The sequence below is a fragment of the Paenibacillus sanguinis 2301083 = DSM 16941 genome, from assembly GCF_000374825.1.
GTDB lineage: Bacteria > Bacillota > Bacilli > Paenibacillales > Paenibacillaceae > Fontibacillus > Fontibacillus sanguinis.
The window spans coordinates 604241-620935 of record NZ_KB895376.1 but is presented as its reverse complement, the minus strand read 5'-3'; the positions used below and the strand labels follow the sequence as shown (position 1 = coordinate 620935).

Annotated in this window: 12 protein-coding genes; 4 read left to right on the top strand and 8 right to left on the bottom strand. The window is 50.4% G+C overall.

All coding sequences use genetic code 11. The annotated features are described in order from the left end of the window. Positions 1–785: 785 nt before the first annotated feature. The 3 genes from C557_RS0102900 (at position 786) to hprK (ending at position 3983) form a co-directional block, all read left to right on the top strand. The gene (locus tag C557_RS0102900) at positions 786–1124 is read left to right on the top strand and encodes a zinc ribbon domain-containing protein YjdM (RefSeq protein ID WP_018750324.1); all 339 of its coding nucleotides are present in this window, start codon (positions 786–788) and stop codon (positions 1122–1124) included. Between the two features lie 402 nt (positions 1125–1526). Beyond that, positions 1527–3047 (top strand): malate:quinone oxidoreductase, encoded by a 1521-nt coding sequence (locus C557_RS0102895; RefSeq protein WP_018750323.1) that lies wholly within the window; start codon positions 1527–1529, stop codon positions 3045–3047. Between the two features lie 18 nt (positions 3048–3065). Then, positions 3066–3983, top strand: a complete 918-nt coding sequence (hprK, locus tag C557_RS0102890; protein ID WP_018750322.1) for an HPr(Ser) kinase/phosphatase — start codon at positions 3066–3068, stop codon at positions 3981–3983. A gap of 203 nt (positions 3984–4186) precedes the next feature. Here the strand turns inward: hprK and C557_RS0102885 are convergent, their stop codons facing one another. The 6 genes from C557_RS0102885 to C557_RS0102855 all read right to left on the bottom strand — a co-directional run bounded on the left by C557_RS0102885 (position 4187) and on the right by C557_RS0102855 (position 12883). Continuing rightward, complete coding sequence (locus tag C557_RS0102885) at positions 4187–5032, bottom strand: carbohydrate ABC transporter permease (RefSeq protein WP_026263269.1); 846 nt, start codon at positions 5030–5032, stop codon at positions 4187–4189. 38 nt (positions 5033–5070) lie between these two features. Continuing rightward, the gene (locus C557_RS0102880; protein WP_018750320.1) at positions 5071–5937 is read right to left on the bottom strand and encodes a carbohydrate ABC transporter permease; all 867 of its coding nucleotides are present in this window, start codon (positions 5935–5937) and stop codon (positions 5071–5073) included. A gap of 20 nt (positions 5938–5957) precedes the next feature. Beyond that, positions 5958–7286 carry a sugar ABC transporter substrate-binding protein gene (locus C557_RS0102875; protein WP_018750319.1) on the bottom strand — a complete coding sequence of 443 codons (1329 nt, stop codon included), beginning with the start codon at positions 7284–7286 and terminating at the stop codon, positions 5958–5960. A gap of 48 nt (positions 7287–7334) precedes the next feature. After that, positions 7335–8243, bottom strand: a complete 909-nt coding sequence (locus C557_RS0102870; protein ID WP_420805379.1) for a nucleoside hydrolase — start codon at positions 8241–8243, stop codon at positions 7335–7337. 31 nt (positions 8244–8274) lie between these two features. After that, on the bottom strand, positions 8275–8967 hold the full coding sequence (locus C557_RS0102865) for a Crp/Fnr family transcriptional regulator (protein WP_018750317.1): 693 nt from the start codon (positions 8965–8967) through the stop codon (positions 8275–8277). Positions 8968–9286: 319 nt separating this feature from the next. Further along, positions 9287–12883: a discoidin domain-containing protein gene (locus tag C557_RS0102855; protein WP_018750315.1), complete on the bottom strand. Its 3597-nt coding sequence runs from the start codon at positions 12881–12883 to the stop codon at positions 9287–9289. A gap of 221 nt (positions 12884–13104) precedes the next feature. On the opposite strand from C557_RS0102855, the gene C557_RS0102850 reads away from it, so the two are divergent. After that, positions 13105–13788, top strand: coding sequence for a hypothetical protein (locus tag C557_RS0102850; protein ID WP_018750314.1), 684 nt, complete (start codon positions 13105–13107; stop codon positions 13786–13788). A gap of 249 nt (positions 13789–14037) precedes the next feature. Here the strand turns inward: C557_RS0102850 and nspC are convergent, their stop codons facing one another. Next, on the bottom strand, positions 14038–15165 hold the full coding sequence (gene nspC, locus C557_RS0102845) for a carboxynorspermidine decarboxylase (protein ID WP_018750313.1): 1128 nt from the start codon (positions 15163–15165) through the stop codon (positions 14038–14040). A gap of 1 nt (position 15166) precedes the next feature. Next, positions 15167–16411: a saccharopine dehydrogenase family protein gene (locus C557_RS0102840; protein WP_018750312.1), complete on the bottom strand. Its 1245-nt coding sequence runs from the start codon at positions 16409–16411 to the stop codon at positions 15167–15169. Between the last annotated feature and the right edge of the window lie 284 nt (positions 16412–16695).

Genomic DNA, 16695 nt, shown 5'->3' with positions numbered 1-16695 from the left:
GTTGGGATGTGGGAATGTAAGAAGATTAGAACGTCGGAATATAGGAATGTAGGATGCAGGAAGATTAGAACGTCGGAATATAGGAATGTAGGATGCAGGAAGATTGGAACGTCGGAATATAGGAATGTAGGATGTAAGAAGATTAGAACGTCAGAATGTGGGGAGCAGCCTACCTAACACATCGCATACTTACATCCCACACTACACATTGCATACTTACATCCTATATTTCACGCTACACATCCCACATCCCACATTTAACGGGAAATCTTCCATCTAAAAATTGGTTTATCGTCTAAATATTGACTTTTATATGGAATTCCTCCCTATAATATTGCCCCGATTGCCGAAAATGGCCCTAAAGCGCGGAATTATAGGGAGCTTTTCCATCTAAGCAGCACAAATCAGCCGATTTATGAAAATTAACTGGATGATTTCCTGCTAATCTGACCTACGAGGAACATTAGGGGAGGGGCTGCGTCTACCAGCTTGCCCCCAAGGCCATTTTCGGCCACCATGGTACTTGTAACTTGTAACTTGTAACTTGTAACTTGTAACTTGTAAATTACCTCTTGTCCCTTATATCTTTCACTTGTCCCTTATCAACTATTGCTCATCCCTTACTCCCTGCTCCCCTACCAATGGACAATGCTTTAAACTCTCTCCAGTAGGAACACTGCCAGCTTTAGCAAGTGTGCGATGATGAAGCCTCTCTTTTCTGCGGAAAAGTTCCGATTATGTTATGATAAGGGCTAATGATAAAGCAAAGGGAGAGTATGAATTTCATGTCAGATTTGCCAAACTGCCCAAAATGCAATTCCGCCTACACTTATGAGGACGGTAATCTTCTGATTTGCCCGGAGTGTGCTCATGAGTGGAGCCTTGATCAGGAAGAAGCCGCCGAGGACAGCAAGGTTTATAAGGATGCCAATGGCAACCTATTGCAAGACGGGGATTCCGTAACAGTCATTAAAGACCTTAAAGTGAAAGGCAGCTCGTCCGTGCTCAAGATCGGTACCAAGGTGAAAAATATACGCTTGGTGGATGGCGATCATAACATTGATTGCAAAATCGACGGGTTCGGGGCGATGAAATTGAAATCGGAATATGTTAAGAAGGCGTAAGCTATCATAGTTGATCGAGCAGCCGGCTCAAGCAGCCAGCCTGAGTATCCAGCGGATACTTGGGCTGGCTTTATGTTACAGAGCAGTTGGTGGTAGTAGAGCATCTTATGGCCTGCGCTGACCTCTATAGTGTTGCGATAATTCCCAAATAGGAAATGGAGCAACACCTTTTATGTTGAGAAAGATAGGAACGGAAATTGGAGGTTTGTGGATATAGACTGATTTATTGCAGCTAAATATTTTAAAATTACATATTTCAATCCTGGCACGCTATTGATACACTAAGACGAGAGAAGTTATCGGAAAAGGTGTGGGCCTGCTCGATGTCCCGGGCTATCGATGGTAAGGAATCGAGAACGCTTACATCATTTCGGCAAATTTTAAGGTATAAGGATGGTAGATATGAGCCACGAACAAACTACTACAGATGTTATCTTGATTGGCGCCGGAATTATGAGTGCAACGTTAGGGGCTTTGCTTAAGGAGCTGGCCCCGGATTGGAGTATCGCGGTATTTGAGAAGCTGGACAAAGCCGGAGAAGAAGCCTCCAATGAATGGAACAATGCGGGGACAGGTCATGCTGCGCTCTGTGAGCTGAACTACACCCATGAGCGGCCGGATGGCTCTATCGATATTGCCCAGGCCGTCAAGGTGAACGAGCAATTCCAGGTATCCAAGCAATTTTGGGCCCATCTGGTGCGGACCAAGCGGATTGCCAACCCGCAGGACTTTATTATGCCGCTGCCGCATTTGAGCTTCGTGCAGGGAGAACGTAATGTGCAGTTCTTGAAAAGCCGATATGAGGCCATGTCCAGCCATCCTTTGTTTCAGGGCATGGAATATTCGGAAAGTCCGGATCAGCTTAAGGAGTGGATTCCACTCATGATGAAGAACCGCAACCTTCAAGAACCTGTCGCTGTGACCAAGGTGGATTACGGTACGGATGTGAACTTTGGTGTTCTAACGCGTATTATGCTGGAATCCTTGCAGGACCAGCAGGTGGATATTTATTACCGGCATAGTGTTACCCGGATGAGCCGGACCAGTGACGGATGCTGGGAGGTCAGAGTTAAGGACTTGCATAGCGGAGAGACAAAGCGGCATACGGCCAGGTTTGTCTTTATCGGCGCTGGAGGAGGCAGCCTGCATTTATTGCAAAAATCCGGTATTTCGGAAGGAAAGCATATCGGAGGCTTCCCGGTTAGCGGCTTGTTCCTGGTGTGCAATAATCCTGAGATTATTGAGCAGCACCATGCCAAGGTGTATGGCAAGGCCTCAGTGGGAGCCCCGCCTATGTCCGTACCCCATCTGGATACCCGGTTTATTAATCACCGAAAATCATTGCTGTTTGGACCGTTTGCCGGTTTCTCTCCTAAATTTCTCAAGACCGGGTCGATGATGGATTTGCTTACTTCGATAAAATCGCATAATCTCTTAACTATGATGACTGCAGGCGTCAAAGAGATGTCGCTGACGAAATATCTGGTTCAGCAATTAATGTTATCCAAGGAGCAACGTATCGAAGAATTACGGCAATTTGTCCCGGATGCCCGGAGTGAGGACTGGGATTTGGTCGTTGCCGGGCAACGGGTACAGGTCATCAAGGACACACCTGAAGGCAAAGGAAAGCTGAGATTTGGCACAGAAGTGATCAGCAGTGCTGACGGCTCGGTGGCCGCATTGCTTGGCGCCTCTCCAGGGGCCTCGACGGCAGTGCATGTAATGCTGGAGGTCATTCAAAGATGCTTCCCTCAACACTTGAAGAGTTGGGAGCCGAGAATCAAGGAAATGATCCCTTCCTATGGCTTGCTATTGTCAGAGCAACCGGAGCTTCTGCGCGAGATTGAGCCTGCGGTTGCGCAGGTGCTTGGCCTAACCGCGATGGCCTCCCTTGCCGTGAAGACTGTGGAGCCGTTAATTTAGCTCCAGGAGGAGATCAACATGAAGACGATAACCGCTGGAACTCTTGCGGAGAAATTTCAACTGGAAGTGCTGGCAGGAGCCAGCCGGATGGACCGGGTAATTACCCGGTCGAGAACGCATCGCCCGGGGCTTGAATTTGTCGGTTATTTTGACTTTTTCCCGATGGAACGGGTACAGGTGCTGGGTCGCAAGGAGATCAACTATTTGCTGACCCTGAGCGTGGAGGAACGCAAATTGCATATTGGAAACATTGTGAAATACCATCCTCCATGCTTCATTGTGACGTCGGGGCAGCAAGAAATTCCTTATTTGACCTTGTTCTGTGATCAGGAAGGAATTCCGCTGCTGCGCACGAAGGAGACGACCAATGAATTTATCGCCAAGCTCGACAGTTATCTGGTCAAGGCGTTAGCTCCAGAGCTGTCGATTCATGGGGTATGCGTGAACGTGTCCGGTATTGGCATTCTCCTGCGCGGCAAGTCCGGGATCGGCAAGAGCGAGACGGCCCATACGCTAATCCGCAGAGGACATCGGTTTGTGGCGGATGATGTCGTGGTGCTGAAGAAGCTGGGGCCAACCACCTTGTTAGGAACCCATAATGAAACCACCCGCGAATTTCTGGCCTTACGAAGCGTGGGGCTAATTAATGTCGTACGTCAATATGGACGCAGGGCCTTTCAGGATGAGACACGCATCGTACTGGATATTGAACTGGTGCCATGGCGGGAGAACGCCTTGAACAATGAACTGGAAGTGGTGCCTCAGTTTACGGAATACCTGGGCGTCCAGGTCCCGCATATTGAAGTCCAGCTTCAGCCTGGCCGGGATGTGGCAGGGTTAATTGAAGCCGCAGCCAACAACTGGTATCTCAAGCAACTTGGATATAGTGCGGCGGAAGAGTTCATGAAGCGGATTGAAGACGAGATGATCAAATAAGATAATTGAATCTCCAAATTTTGAGCTGCTGTCTTGTACTCTTTCCTGCGCCATTCGGCCCGAGTTATACAATAATAGTCAATATGGTTTCTTTATGATCTGTTGCACACTTCTTTTCAGGCTGGCACCAAAAAATAAACGGCAAGGGGCTTATCCCATGCCGTTTTTCATTTTCAGAGGGGGAGTGATTTGGTACGATTCCCTTACTCCTTGCTGCCTGTGCTGGCGATGCCTTGAACATAATAACGCTGCAACGGAATCAGCAGCACGACCGGGATGATCACGGACAGAATAGCGGCTGCGAACATCTCATTCCAGTAGGTTCCATACTCGGTGATGAAATCGCTCAAGGCTACTTGAATTACCTTGTATTCCTTCGAGCGGGTGGCAATCAGCGGCCACATGAAGGATTCCCATTGCTGGATGAAGATAAGCAAGCTGGCGCTAACGGTGACAGGCTTGCATAGAGGCATAACGATGCGGGCATACACCCGAACCCAGGAGGCGCCATCCATCCGGGCTGATTCAATCAAGGAGTAGGGCAGCTCCAGGAAGAACTGGCGGAATAAGAAGACCACCAGGCCGTTCGCCAGGCCCGGGACGATAATACCCGCATAGGTATCGATCCATCCCAGAGAATTCACCAGGCTGTACAGCGGGATGGAAATGACTTCAAAGGGAATCATGAATGTCAGCAGCACGAGCAGAAAAAGGATCGCCTTGCCGCGAAATTCAAAATAGACGAAGGCAAAGGCGGCCATGGAGCCCAGGAGAAGCCCACCCAGTACGGAAGAGATGCCGACCAGGAAGGTGTTCAGGAGCGTTCTCCCGAATCCTCTCTCCGTGAACAGCGATTGATAGGCCTCCAGGGTGAACTCGCTGGGCCAGAAGGTTCTCCAGGTAACCGGAGACATATATTTATAGATTTCCTCCAGAGGCCGGAACGATGACACCAGTGCAAAGGCCAGTGGAAGCAGGACGATCAAGGCCAATGCCAGATGAATGATATACACCGGCAGAGACGAGCGAATGGATCTAATCACGTTCATGTCCTTTCTGACAGGAGTCTTGAATTGGTGTTTGGTGTTCAATGAGAGGCCTTCAGCCACTTGAACTGAGCGGCAACGGCCAGCAGTGTAAGCATAAGCAGAATCACTACGATGGCGGAGGACCGACCCAGATCGGAATATAGAAAGGCACTGTTGAAGCTTTCCAGCATCAGTACATTGGTGCTGTTCTCAGGTCCGCCTTTGGTCAGAATATACATCGGCGAGAACAAGAGAAAATTAGCTGTGGTCACGGATACGACCACGAAGGTTAGCGACCGCTTCATCAGAGGATATACAATGTGAATCAGTTGCCGCCAGCGGCCCGCTCCATCCAGAGAGGAAGCCTCCATCAATGAAGCGGGAACCTCTTGCAGGCCCGCCAGCAGGAACAGGGCCCAATAGCCCACGCCCTTCCAGGATGCAATCGCGATGATGGAGCCGAGGGCCTGGGCGCTGCTCCCAAAGAAAGGCTGCTCCGGCAGCCCAAGCGCGGTCAGGATGGAATTGACGACGCCTTGCTCGGGACTAAGCATGATATTCCAGAGCATGCACGCTGTAGGTACAGATATGGCCACGGGGACAAAGTGGATGCTGCGGAACCACGCGATTCTTCTGATTCGGGTATTTAGCAGCAGGGCCAGCACGAAAGCGAGTATAATCTGCAAAGGATTAATGATGACATTGAACAACAGCGTAACCTTCAGGGAATCCCAGAACACAGGGTCTTGAAACAGCGTCATGTAGTTCTGCAATCCGACAAAGCTTTTATCCCCCGACAGAAATGATGTCGTGTACAGACTTTGCACAATGCCATTCCCGATCGGGTACAGCTTGAACAGAAACAGGCCCGCTAGTGGCGGTAATAGAAACAATAGAAGCGGGCCCAGCATTTTTTTACGTTCCATCAAGTTCACCCTTGACCTATTTATTTTGCCGCTACGTCTTTGTATTTCTTCAGTTGATTATCAATAATAGATACGGCTTGATCGAGGGCTTTCTGCGGCTCGGTGCCATTCTTGATATCGTCGAAAGCCTTGTTTATGTTGGACTCCCATTCCAGATAACCCGGTGTCATCGGACGGGATACGGCGGTCTCCAGCGACTCCTTGGCAGCAATACGCAGGATGGAATCCGGGAAAGCCTCGTATTTCGGGTCGGTATTAATCGCGTTCAGTAATTCAACCTGTGGCGGCAATGTTCCTCCCACTTCAAAGATAATCCGCGCGCCCTCACCCAGCGTCAGGAATTCAACAAGCTTGGCGGCCGCTTCCTTCTTCTCGGAGAATTGGGATACGCCGAGGTTCCATGCGCCTGTAGGCGTAGCTATTTGTTTATCGGCAAAATAAGGATGCAGTGTTACGCCGAAGTCGATCCCCGAATCGCGAATTTTGGGCATATTCTGATTGGTGGCCAAATACATGGCGACTTTGCCGGAGGTGAAATAGTCCAGAGATTCTTCCTTCTTGATCTTGGGGCTCACCTGGTGCTTGTTGAACAGATCGCCATAGAACCGGAAGGCTTGTACGGCTTCCGGGGAATTGGAATAACCCGTTGCTGTTAATCCATCCTCGCTGATCATCTTCACGCCCAGGCTGTCGGACAAGGCCAGTAATTGGTAAGCTTTACTGATCTGCTCGAATGAAAATCCGTACACATGGTCACCCGTCAGCTTCTTGGCTAATTCCAAGACCTCTTCCCAGGTCAACCGTTGGTTTTCATCCGGGAAAGGAATGCCGTTCTTCTCGAACAGCTCTTTGTTGTAGTAGAGCACCTGGCTGGAGCTATTCATGGGTGCCGCTACCAGCTGGCTGTTGTAGGTCACGCTGTCTACGGCTGAAGGAGTCCACTTTTGGGTTGCCTCCTTGTCAATCAACTCGTCCAGGGGAGCTAAATACCCTTTGACCGAGTAGTTCACAACCAGTGGCGAGTCGACGAACAAGGCATCGACATCTTTGGATTTTGCACCCAGTTTAATCTCAATGGTCTCCACCAATTGATCGAAGGGAGCCAGATCGAGCTTGACCTTGATCCCGGGATTTTGTTCTTCAAATGCTTTAATGGCTTCCGTTAACGGCTTTTCGTAGTTGGAATAAGCAGCAAACGTGATTTCCTGTGTATCCGCAGCGGGAGTGGCTTCTGGCTGCCCGTTCGCAGCCGGGGCCGAGTTGCCGGATGCACACCCCGCCAGTACCGTAGCCGTAATCATGAGTGGAGCCAGCCAACGGCTAGATTTATTCATGGATGTTGTCTTCATAAGGAAATCCACACCTCATTCTTTCATATTTAAAATGCCTGAAATACCTCAAGAGAACAGTCGCTGATACATCAATTCAAAGAAGCGCTCCTGATCCAGCTCCAAGGCCACGTTGACGGGCCCTGAAGGCTGCGGACGGGCCAGCGTTTGACCGGAGCTTGTCCGATGGTCGTAGAGCACCTCGATCTCCATGGCCACTGTACGAATCAGCGTCGGATCAATCAAGGCCGCGATTGTCAGCGGGTCACACATATAGGAGAAGTCCCGCTCCATATAATCCATAAAAGCATGCATCATTTGCACCAGGCAGGCAGCTAGCGGAGTTCCGCAGCGAGCCATTTGCCGGGCATCGTCACGGGTGAACCGCGCTTGTCTGGTGACATCCAGCCCGACCATCAGCATCGGGACACCGCTTCTAAATACAACGGAGGCGGCTTCCGGATCACATTGAATATTATGCTCTACAGGCTCCAGTTCAGCTCCATTGGCTCCCAGACGAGTCACGCCTCCCATCATGACGATACGTTTCACCTGTTTTGCCACTTGAGGCTCCAGAATCAAAGCGGCGGCTAGATTGGTTAATGGGCCAATCGTGACCAGTGTAATCTCGCCCGGGTTGTTCATGACTTTCTCGACGATAAATTCCACGGCATGACCCTCAGTAACCGGGGCTTCATCTAATGCCAATGCCAGCCCCTTGTCCTCCATGCCGGCGCGCCGCAGCGGGCGGTTGCGCAGCAGTGGGAGCGGGACTCCCGGATATACGGGAACATGGTTCACCCCGCACAGGTTCAGCACGGCCTGGGCAGTTCGAGCTCGTGTGTGAACCTTGCCGTAAACCGTGGTGAGGCCTTCTACACAGATTTCCGGCGACTTCACAGCCAGCGCAACAGCAACCGCGTCGTCGGCGTTGGTGCCGATATCTGTATCAATGATAATTCTTGACAATAGGTCCACTACTTTCTCTCTAGTTGCCCGGGGTTCCCCTTTAGGTGGGTTCCCCGATAATCGGTGTCAGGTTTTGAATCAGCATTTGCTTGCGGTCGTAACGAATCAAGCCTTGTTGCTTCCAGCGGCTAAGCAGCTCGGAGACAGTCTGCCGGGTACAGCCGATCATGTTGGAGATTTCCTCGTGGCTTAGATCAAGCTCTACGCGAAGCTGTCCGCCCGGCGTTTCCGTGCCAAGCTGTTGAAGCAGCCAGGCCAGTCTCCACGCGACAGGCTTGGAGATCAGCAATTCCACCGTGCTTTGGTGATGAATCAGCCGATGAGTCAACGTGTACAGAATTGTTTGCGTGACAGTCGGGTTAGTCAGGATTTGCTCGCGGATGATGGAGGCATCCAGCACCCAAATTTGACTATCATGCAAGCATTGGGCATAACAGGGGTGGTTCTGTTGCAGGATGATCTCAGCTAGTCCAAACGCATCCCCCGTCTTGCGAATAAAGAACGTGACGTCTCGCCCTTCCTCTGTGAATTGGCATACTTTCAGTAGACCGGACTCGATGAAATAAGAGCCGGCCGGCACCGAGCCTTTCGTGAATACGAAGGAGCCTTTGGGAAAGTGCCGCAGGGTACCATGCCTGCGATGCAGCTCATTGACCGAATCATCGGGACAGGATGCCTGGCCAGGTCCACGGTTCACCACAAAATCGCGAGCAGAATGTTGAAGTTCAAGCAAGTTTGCTCCCTCCTTTGCTTCTGTACACAAAGCGCGGGCAAGGAGCTTCACTTGCTAAGTACGATTCCAGTATAAATAAGGAGTTATATGGATTCTGTCGGCTACCCGACAGAGAGAGAAGAAGTTGCTGTGGCCAGAACATAAAGAATTCCTCCTATCTGAATACATTGCACCTTTCAGTATGGGGGAGGAATACACGTGAAATGTTATGACAAGGTAAAACTATGTAAAACCCAGTATATTCAAAGCAGCAAGGCAAAAGAGCCAAGCCCCTTAAGAAGGCTTGGCTCTTTTGCCGAAAAATCCTGCTATTTTGAATTCACCAGTTGTTTCCTGAAACCCGGATGACGTTAAAATCCGGACTTCCGCTTTCGCCGTAAATGGCCGTTACGCCAGGATTATTGATCTGCACATTGGTGAAGCTGGCCTCTCCCACGGCAGGCCCTTGCCCGGCTTCCGCGCGCACCACCAGCTTGATCCCGTAACGGGTCGGGTTGTTGATATTGATGTTCTCCAGACGGACATTCTCCATCGGAAGATTTTCCGGGGACTTGGTTTGGAGCATAATTCCAAAATAGACCGGATCGTTGATATCTACATTTTTGACTACAACGTTCTTGAAGTCGCGGTCACCACTGTAAAGCCAAATGGCACCATAATTCTGGTACTCGTTGATTTTGTCATCGGCACCAACGCTGGTCCAGAAGTCTCCGCCAGTACGGTCCAGAGTAACTCCATCAATCACGGTATCTTCATCGCCAAATCCGAGGGTATTGTATCCGAAGCTCAGACTGCTGACGGTCAAGCCGGGATAAGTCAGCGTATCGGCGCCATATAGATTCTGGAACAGGTTATCCTTCCCGCCGTAGATGGCGAAGGCAGCTGCGCGCCGGACATTCGTAGCAGTCAGGTTGGTGTACTTGTTCCGTACATTGTACGAGCCTCCTGAATCAATGGCACTGAACAGGGCAAAGGAATCATCCCCGGTCCCGCGGGCATAATTGTTGTCGATAATATTGTAGGAAGAACCGTTGGTCATGTTGATGCCGTCAGCAAATACATTCTTGATGCGGTTATCCTTGAATGTATTGTAGGAGGAGTTCACGCCCCAGTACAGGCAGATGAAGTGCTCGGCCCAGATATTTTCGATGGTTACGTTCTGCATGCCGTTCCCGTCGATGAATTTGCCCGGACCATCCACCCGATAGACGTAGTTGTCCCAGGCGGACAAGTCCTTGATTGTCGAGCCATTCGCTTGAGAGCCAATGTTAAACCCGACATCGGTATTGGTTTTATCCTGAGGGGCCATCAGCTTGGTGTGCCATGGTCCTGCCCCGATAATTTCGGTGGCTCGCCCGTATAAATAAATTTTGGACGATATCGTCCATTCTCCGGCTGGAATAAAGATGCCTTGTTTGGCCGGGTCCTGCCGGAATTCGTTTAGGGCCTGCTCAATTGATTTGGTGCTTGATACTTCCACATACTTGCTTGGATCAGGATTGGACGCAGCAGGTGCTACATGCTCTGTTTCGATCATGTCCACATAAATCCATGGTACATCCCCAGCATCCTTCTGAATTTTGATCTTGGTTCCCGCCGGATAGACCTGATCCAGCATCAATTGCGCGTCTTCATAGAGCCAATAAGCCTTGGAGCCGGAATTGTCATAGCCGAGTTGCCCCAGGGTTGAAGGAGTCGCATAGACATAAGAGAACTTGGAGGTGACGGTGAAGTCACCTTTGTCCACGCCATCGGCATAGATGCTGATGGTACCTGTCGTATCCTCGTCAACAGCGTTGCGAAGCACGAAGGCATTCGCCGGAGAGGTTAACGTGAACTCCACATATTCACCGGGAGCATCGAGACGAACAGCAGACCGACCGGAAGCCTCGCCCGCAAAGTCGCCCGGTGTAAAGTTAGGGGCAAGCCGGGTGCCATTGGTGTTATTGCCTGGAGCCTCGGCTTCCAGAATCGTAAATGGCATATTGGCCCCACGACCTGAATACAGGCTCACTGTCTGGGTGTTATTCGCTTGCTTGGAGGCGACTTCGTTTGCATCCGCCTCTACTGTGGCGGTTACGGTGTAGCTGCCATTCACTGCAGTCCAGGTGCCCATGGTTACAGTAGCTGAAGCGCCTGCTGCTAATGAGCCGTTGTAGGCCTGGGTGAAGGACTGGATGGTGGAGCCTCCCGCATCCTTCAATACCAGGGTGATGCCGTGCGCTCCACTGGCGGCGGCCAGGATTCCCTGATTGTGAAGATTAACGCTAAAGGTCACAGTATCCCCGGCACTTGGACTGCTTGGGGTCCAGGCAGCGGCGGCCACAAGATCCGAGCTTTGCACCTGACCCACAACCAGTGGCGCCGCATGTGTATAGCTGTTATTGGTATTGTCCTTCTCAATAACTGTATTGCTCTCGTTAACTTTAGCTGTCAAATTGTATGATCCGGCCTCCATGGCTTCAATTGTGGCGGAGACTTCTACCGATTGGCCTGCCTCTATGGCGCTGACGGGGGCAGTTCCCGCAAGCTGGCTGCCCAGATAGAAGTTGATATCTGTAGCCCCTGAAGCCTTATCTCCAAGGTTGGCGACCGTGGCTTGCAGAGCGATGCTCTGGCTCTCATCCGGCGAAGAAGGTGACCAAGCGATGTTCGTAACGGTCAAGTCCGGATTGGGAGCCGGCGTGCCGATTACCTCCAATTCAGCGACCTGCCCTCCAGGTGCGCCGGAATTGTCCGTGAACCGAAGCTGAACACTGCTGACAGTTGCGCTGACTGGGATCGTCACCGTGTTATTCAAGGCTGGATTGAACGTATAAGAGGAGGCCGAGACCAGGCTCGTAAAGTTCGCAGCTTCCTGAGTATGCCCCAGTACTTGCATGGTTTGGGTACGCGTCGCCCAATCGCTGGCTGGATTTAGCTTGATACGAATAGCTGAGATGCTGGCATCGGCTCCAAGGTCTACGGTTAATGTGCTTGGATGTCCGTTGCCTTCCCAGTAAGTGCTTGTATCATTGTCGTTGGCATTGGCGGCTACAAAATTGAAGGCGGAGGAGGAGGCTGTAATCGGCTTGCCTAGCGCCAGATTCACTTCGTCCTGCCCACCGCCAGAAGCTGTGCGGGTTACTGAATTACTAGGTGCAGACACGTTGCCCGCTTCATCCTTGGCAGTAACATAGTAGGTTACCGTTGCGTCTGCTGGCTGTTGATCGGTGTAGGCCAGGGTAGACCCGTCCACGCTGCCGCGAAGCTGATGATTCGCATACACGTCATAGCCCGTCACGCCTACATTGTCCGTGGCTGCAGCCCAGGTCAGCTGGATAGTATCCGCAGCCGACTGGGTATAGGTCAAGCTGGCCGGTGCCGTCGGCGGCTCATGATCCGGAGTTCCAGGAGACGTAGTACCGTAGACTTCTAACTCAGCCAGTTGTGCCGCCGGCCAGCCAGTATTAGCTGTGACCTCAATGCGGACATAACGTGCCTCGGCAGCCGCAAGATCAATAGCTACGGTATTATCGGTATTGGGATCAAACGTATAGGTGTTGGAGGCTTTAAGCTGGGTAAATGTACTTCCATCGGCGCTGCCTTGTACGGACAGGGTTTGTGAGCGGCTTTCCCATCCTGCGGGGAGCTTTAATGCAACCTGTTCCACCAAGGCGGATTGAGCCAAGTCAACTTGAACCCATTGCGGAAAAGCCTGGTTGGTGCTCTCCCAGTACGTATCATCATTTTCATCTACAATGTTCGCTGATACATAAACATCAGCATGTCCAGAAGCCGAAGTGTCCTTGCCTGCAGCCAGGTTCATGCCAGCCGCTGCACGGGCGGGGTCTGCCCAGCCAAAGGCGGTCAGGAACGTTCCTGCCATTAAGGTAATCATGCAAATCCAGGCAAATACTCGCTGATAACGTTTCACGAATGTAATTCTCCCTTCATTACTGTTTAGAATTGTGTAAGCGGTGTCAAAAATGTGCAGCTCCTTTCCACACCTGAAATTGGATGCACTGCAATCATAAGTTAATCAATGAGATGAAGTAAGGCGCAATTCTATCGAAATGGTGTGCATGACTATGATATATTGACTTAGAAATACTCCTATAGTATTGCTTGCTTTGATGGAAAGGAGCTTGAGGTCTCATGTTCAACGATCTATTAATTCAGCGTTCTAACTACCTTGGTTATCAGCTAACTATGCAAGAGAACGACAATCATGGTTGGGTTGGTGGGAGTGCCCCGCAATGGTTTGAAGATAAGGAGCATCTGCTCACAGATGAATCTCAACTTAAATATGGATTCTTTCTTAGTGTAAAGCTTCCAGTATCCAATCAAATGGTTTCTATTTTTATCCCCGAGTTGGCCGAAGCTTACTCTCATGCTGCTTATCCCTGTGGGATCAAGGCTATCGTGCACCCCGTGAGCCCGGAGAGCGCAAGCGGGCTGGCCGTGCTCATGCCAGAGAAGCCTGACCCGGCGCAGAAGCTTACCAAATATCAAAGACAGTTCGACTATTCTTTACCTGTTCTGAAGAAGGCCTATATCGCACCACCCGTCACGTATGAGGCAGGTGAAAGAGAGTTCGAGGACTTTATTCAATTTGGCGGCCAGCCCGCCTGGGTTCAACAAGAGGAAAAATACTACGCCAATCAATTGCTAGATGAAGGGTATGAGTACATCATGCAAGTGAATGAAGACCAGTACCTTCCAGATATGGTACACGGCAATTATCCTTTCTACTTTGGAGCCCTGTATCTATATGGAAAGACCCAGACCGAGAACGAGGAGTTAACGGATTTGATTGCCGCGTTTTGGCAGAATAGTTGAGATCAGCCATACGGCTAAGCCCAATTCGTCAATCGTCATCGGCACGGTCAGGATACTTGTTTTGAATCACTGTGCGAATCTGAAAGGTCAGGATTTCAGCTTACTTGTAGTTTAATCAAGAGAGCCGCGCAGCTCATTGACTTAAGTTAAGCCGCAACAGAGAAGAGGGAATTGCATAGCGAATAGCAAAGACGCCTCCAAACACCACCAATCGGTGGGCTTGAGGCGTCTTTCTTTAATCCTTATTTCTTAAGCCAAGCGCATTTTAAAATCTTCATAACCGAACTCATGCACAATATGGCAATCGCCGGATTTATCTTGAAGTACGATAGCAGGCAATGGCATGCCGTTGAATGTTGTGTTTTTCACCATAGTATAGATAGCCATATCGCCAAATACCAGGCGGTCACCCGGCTTCAAGGGTTGATCGAACGAGTAATCTCCGATATTGTCCCCGGACAGGCAAGTGGGCCCGCCCAGACGATACGTATGAGCCTTCTCGCCCGGCTCGCCGGAGCCAAGGAGCGGCGGACGGTATGGCATTTCCAGCACATCGGGCATGTGGCATGAAGCCGATGTATCCAGAATGGCGATGTCCATCCCGTTTTGCAGCGTATCCAGTACGGTAGTAATCAGGTAACCTGCATTGAGTGCTACCGCTTCGCCAGGCTCCAGGTAGACTTCAAGACCGTATTTGTCTTGCATGCGTTTAATGCATTGCTCCAATAGCGGAATATCGTAGTCCTCGCGGGTAATATGATGTCCACCGCCAAAGTTAATCCATTCCATCTGCGATAACCAGGGTCCGAACTTTTCCTCAACCGCATCAAGCGTTGTGGCCAAATCATCGGAGTTCTGCTGGCAGAGCGTATGGAAATGCAGCCCGGATACGCCATCCAGCAGCTCGGGACGGAAATGCTCGAGGGTTACGCCAAAGCGGGAGCCAATGGCACAAGGGTTGTAAATATCGTGTCCTACTTGGGTAGAGCACTCAGGGTTGATACGAAGGCCAATCTTCTTGCCAGCGGCCAGCACCTTGTCACGGAATTTCTCTACCTGGGACAAGGAGTTGAAGATGACATGATCGCAAAGCTGCACAATCTCGTCGATTTGATCATCCCGGTAAGCGGGGGCAAAGACATGATTCTCTTTGCCCATCTCTTCACGGCCAAGCCGTGCTTCATACAGACCACTGGAGGCGGTTCCGCTCAAATACTGTCCGATCAGCGGGTACGTCGAGTACATCGAGAACGCCTTTTGCGCCAGGATGATTTTCGCGCCGGTCCGCTCCATGATGCCGGCCAGAATTTTCAGGTTTTTTTCCAGAAGTGTCTCATCGACAACATAACATGGGGTAGGCAGTTCCTCAAAGCGCATCTTAACGAACGAGCCCCGATTCCAATTTCTTCGCGTCTTCCGGGAAAGCATCGACCAGTTCCGGGTTAAAGCTCTCTTGCCAAGGCAAGCCCCATTTGTTCAAAGCTTCCATGAACGGATCTGGATCGAATTCTTCAATATTGAACACGCCTGCTTTGTTCCATTTGCCTGTCATCAGCATCATGGCGCCGATCATGGCTGGAACGCCTGTTGTATAAGCAACGGCTTGGGAGCCGACTTCTTTGTAGCATTCTTCATGGTCGCAGACATTGTACAGATAATACAGCTTATCCTTGCCATCTTTTTTACCTTTAAAAATACAACCGATATTGGTTTTGCCTTTAGTGCGAGGTCCCAGGGAGGAAGGGTCCGGCAGGACGGCCTTCAGGAACTGCAACGGAATGATTTGCTTGCCTTCGTATTCAATAGGCTCAATCGACGTCATGCCCACATTCTCCAGGCATTTCAAGTGGGTCAGGTAGCTTTGGCCAAAGGTCATGAAGAAGCGAATTCGTTTGATGCCTGGGATATTCAAAGCCAGCGACTCAATTTCCTCATGGTGCAGCAGGTACATATCCTTCTCGCCAATTTCCGGGAAATTGTAAACACGTTTGATCTCCATCGGCTCGGTATGAATCCACTCACCATTCTCCCAATAGCTGCCCTTCGCGGATACTTCGCGGATATTGATCTCCGGGTTGAAATTGGTGGCAAACGGGTAGCCATGGTCGCCGGCATTGCAATCCAGAATATCGATATATTCAATTTCATCAAAATGATGCTTCAGGGCATAGGCGGAAAACACGCCGGTTACACCAGGATCGAACCCGCTGCCCAGCAGTGCAGTAATCCCCGCTTTTTCAAAGCGCTCACGGTAGTCCCATTGCCATTTGTATTCAAATTTTGCCGTATCTTCCGGCTCATAGTTCGCGGTGTCCATGTAGTTCGTCTTGGTCGCCAGACAGGCGTCCATAATCGTCAAATCCTGATAAGGCAAAGCCAGGTTCATCACGATATCCGGCTTAACCTCGTTAATCAAAGCGATGAGTTCATCTACATTGTTGGCATCCACTTGGGCCGTCGTAATCTTGGTTTTGCCGCCATCCAGCTTCGCCTTCAGGTCGTCACATTTCGACTTCGTCCGGCTTGCAATACAAATCTCTTCAAAAACCTCACTGTTCTGCACACATTTGTGAATGGCTACCGCCGCAACTCCGCCGCAACCGATAATCAGCGCTTTTCCCATGTTAACACTCTCCTATCCAAGTTTGTTTTCTCTTCCTTGTGAACGTAAAAAAAGCAAGTGAAAAGGGGCCGTAGCACACCGCATCACTTGCTTTTGACATAGTCATCATATTAAGATTACCCATATTGGGCACGCAAACGCCAGTCCAACGAGAGAACGTCGGCAACACAGCAGCGTAACCAAGGGGGAAAGCCCTTAATACTTGAATATATCAAATTGGGATCAGAGTCTATTTAGCAAATAATCGCCTTTACCACTCTTATTGACCGTTTCACAAGTTGATG

What these genes read in the sequence shown, in the direction of transcription:
- C557_RS0102880 (WP_018750320.1), bottom strand. Translation starts at nt 5,937, where the DNA reads ATGGAACGTAAAAAAATGCTGGGCCCGCTTCTATTGTTTCTATTACCG.
- C557_RS0102875 (WP_018750319.1), bottom strand. Translation starts at nt 7,286, where the DNA reads ATGAAGACAACATCCATGAATAAATCTAGCCGTTGGCTGGCTCCACTC.
- C557_RS0102850 (WP_018750314.1), top strand. Translation starts at nt 13,105, where the DNA reads ATGTTCAACGATCTATTAATTCAGCGTTCTAACTACCTTGGTTATCAG.
- C557_RS0102895 (WP_018750323.1), top strand. Translation starts at nt 1,527, where the DNA reads ATGAGCCACGAACAAACTACTACAGATGTTATCTTGATTGGCGCCGGA.
- C557_RS0102885 (WP_026263269.1), bottom strand. Translation starts at nt 5,032, where the DNA reads ATGAACGTGATTAGATCCATTCGCTCGTCTCTGCCGGTGTATATCATT.
- hprK (WP_018750322.1), top strand. Translation starts at nt 3,066, where the DNA reads ATGAAGACGATAACCGCTGGAACTCTTGCGGAGAAATTTCAACTGGAA.
- nspC (WP_018750313.1), bottom strand. Translation starts at nt 15,165, where the DNA reads ATGCGCTTTGAGGAACTGCCTACCCCATGTTATGTTGTCGATGAGACA.
- C557_RS0102900 (WP_018750324.1), top strand. Translation starts at nt 786, where the DNA reads ATGTCAGATTTGCCAAACTGCCCAAAATGCAATTCCGCCTACACTTAT.
- C557_RS0102840 (WP_018750312.1), bottom strand. Translation starts at nt 16,411, where the DNA reads ATGGGAAAAGCGCTGATTATCGGTTGCGGCGGAGTTGCGGCGGTAGCC.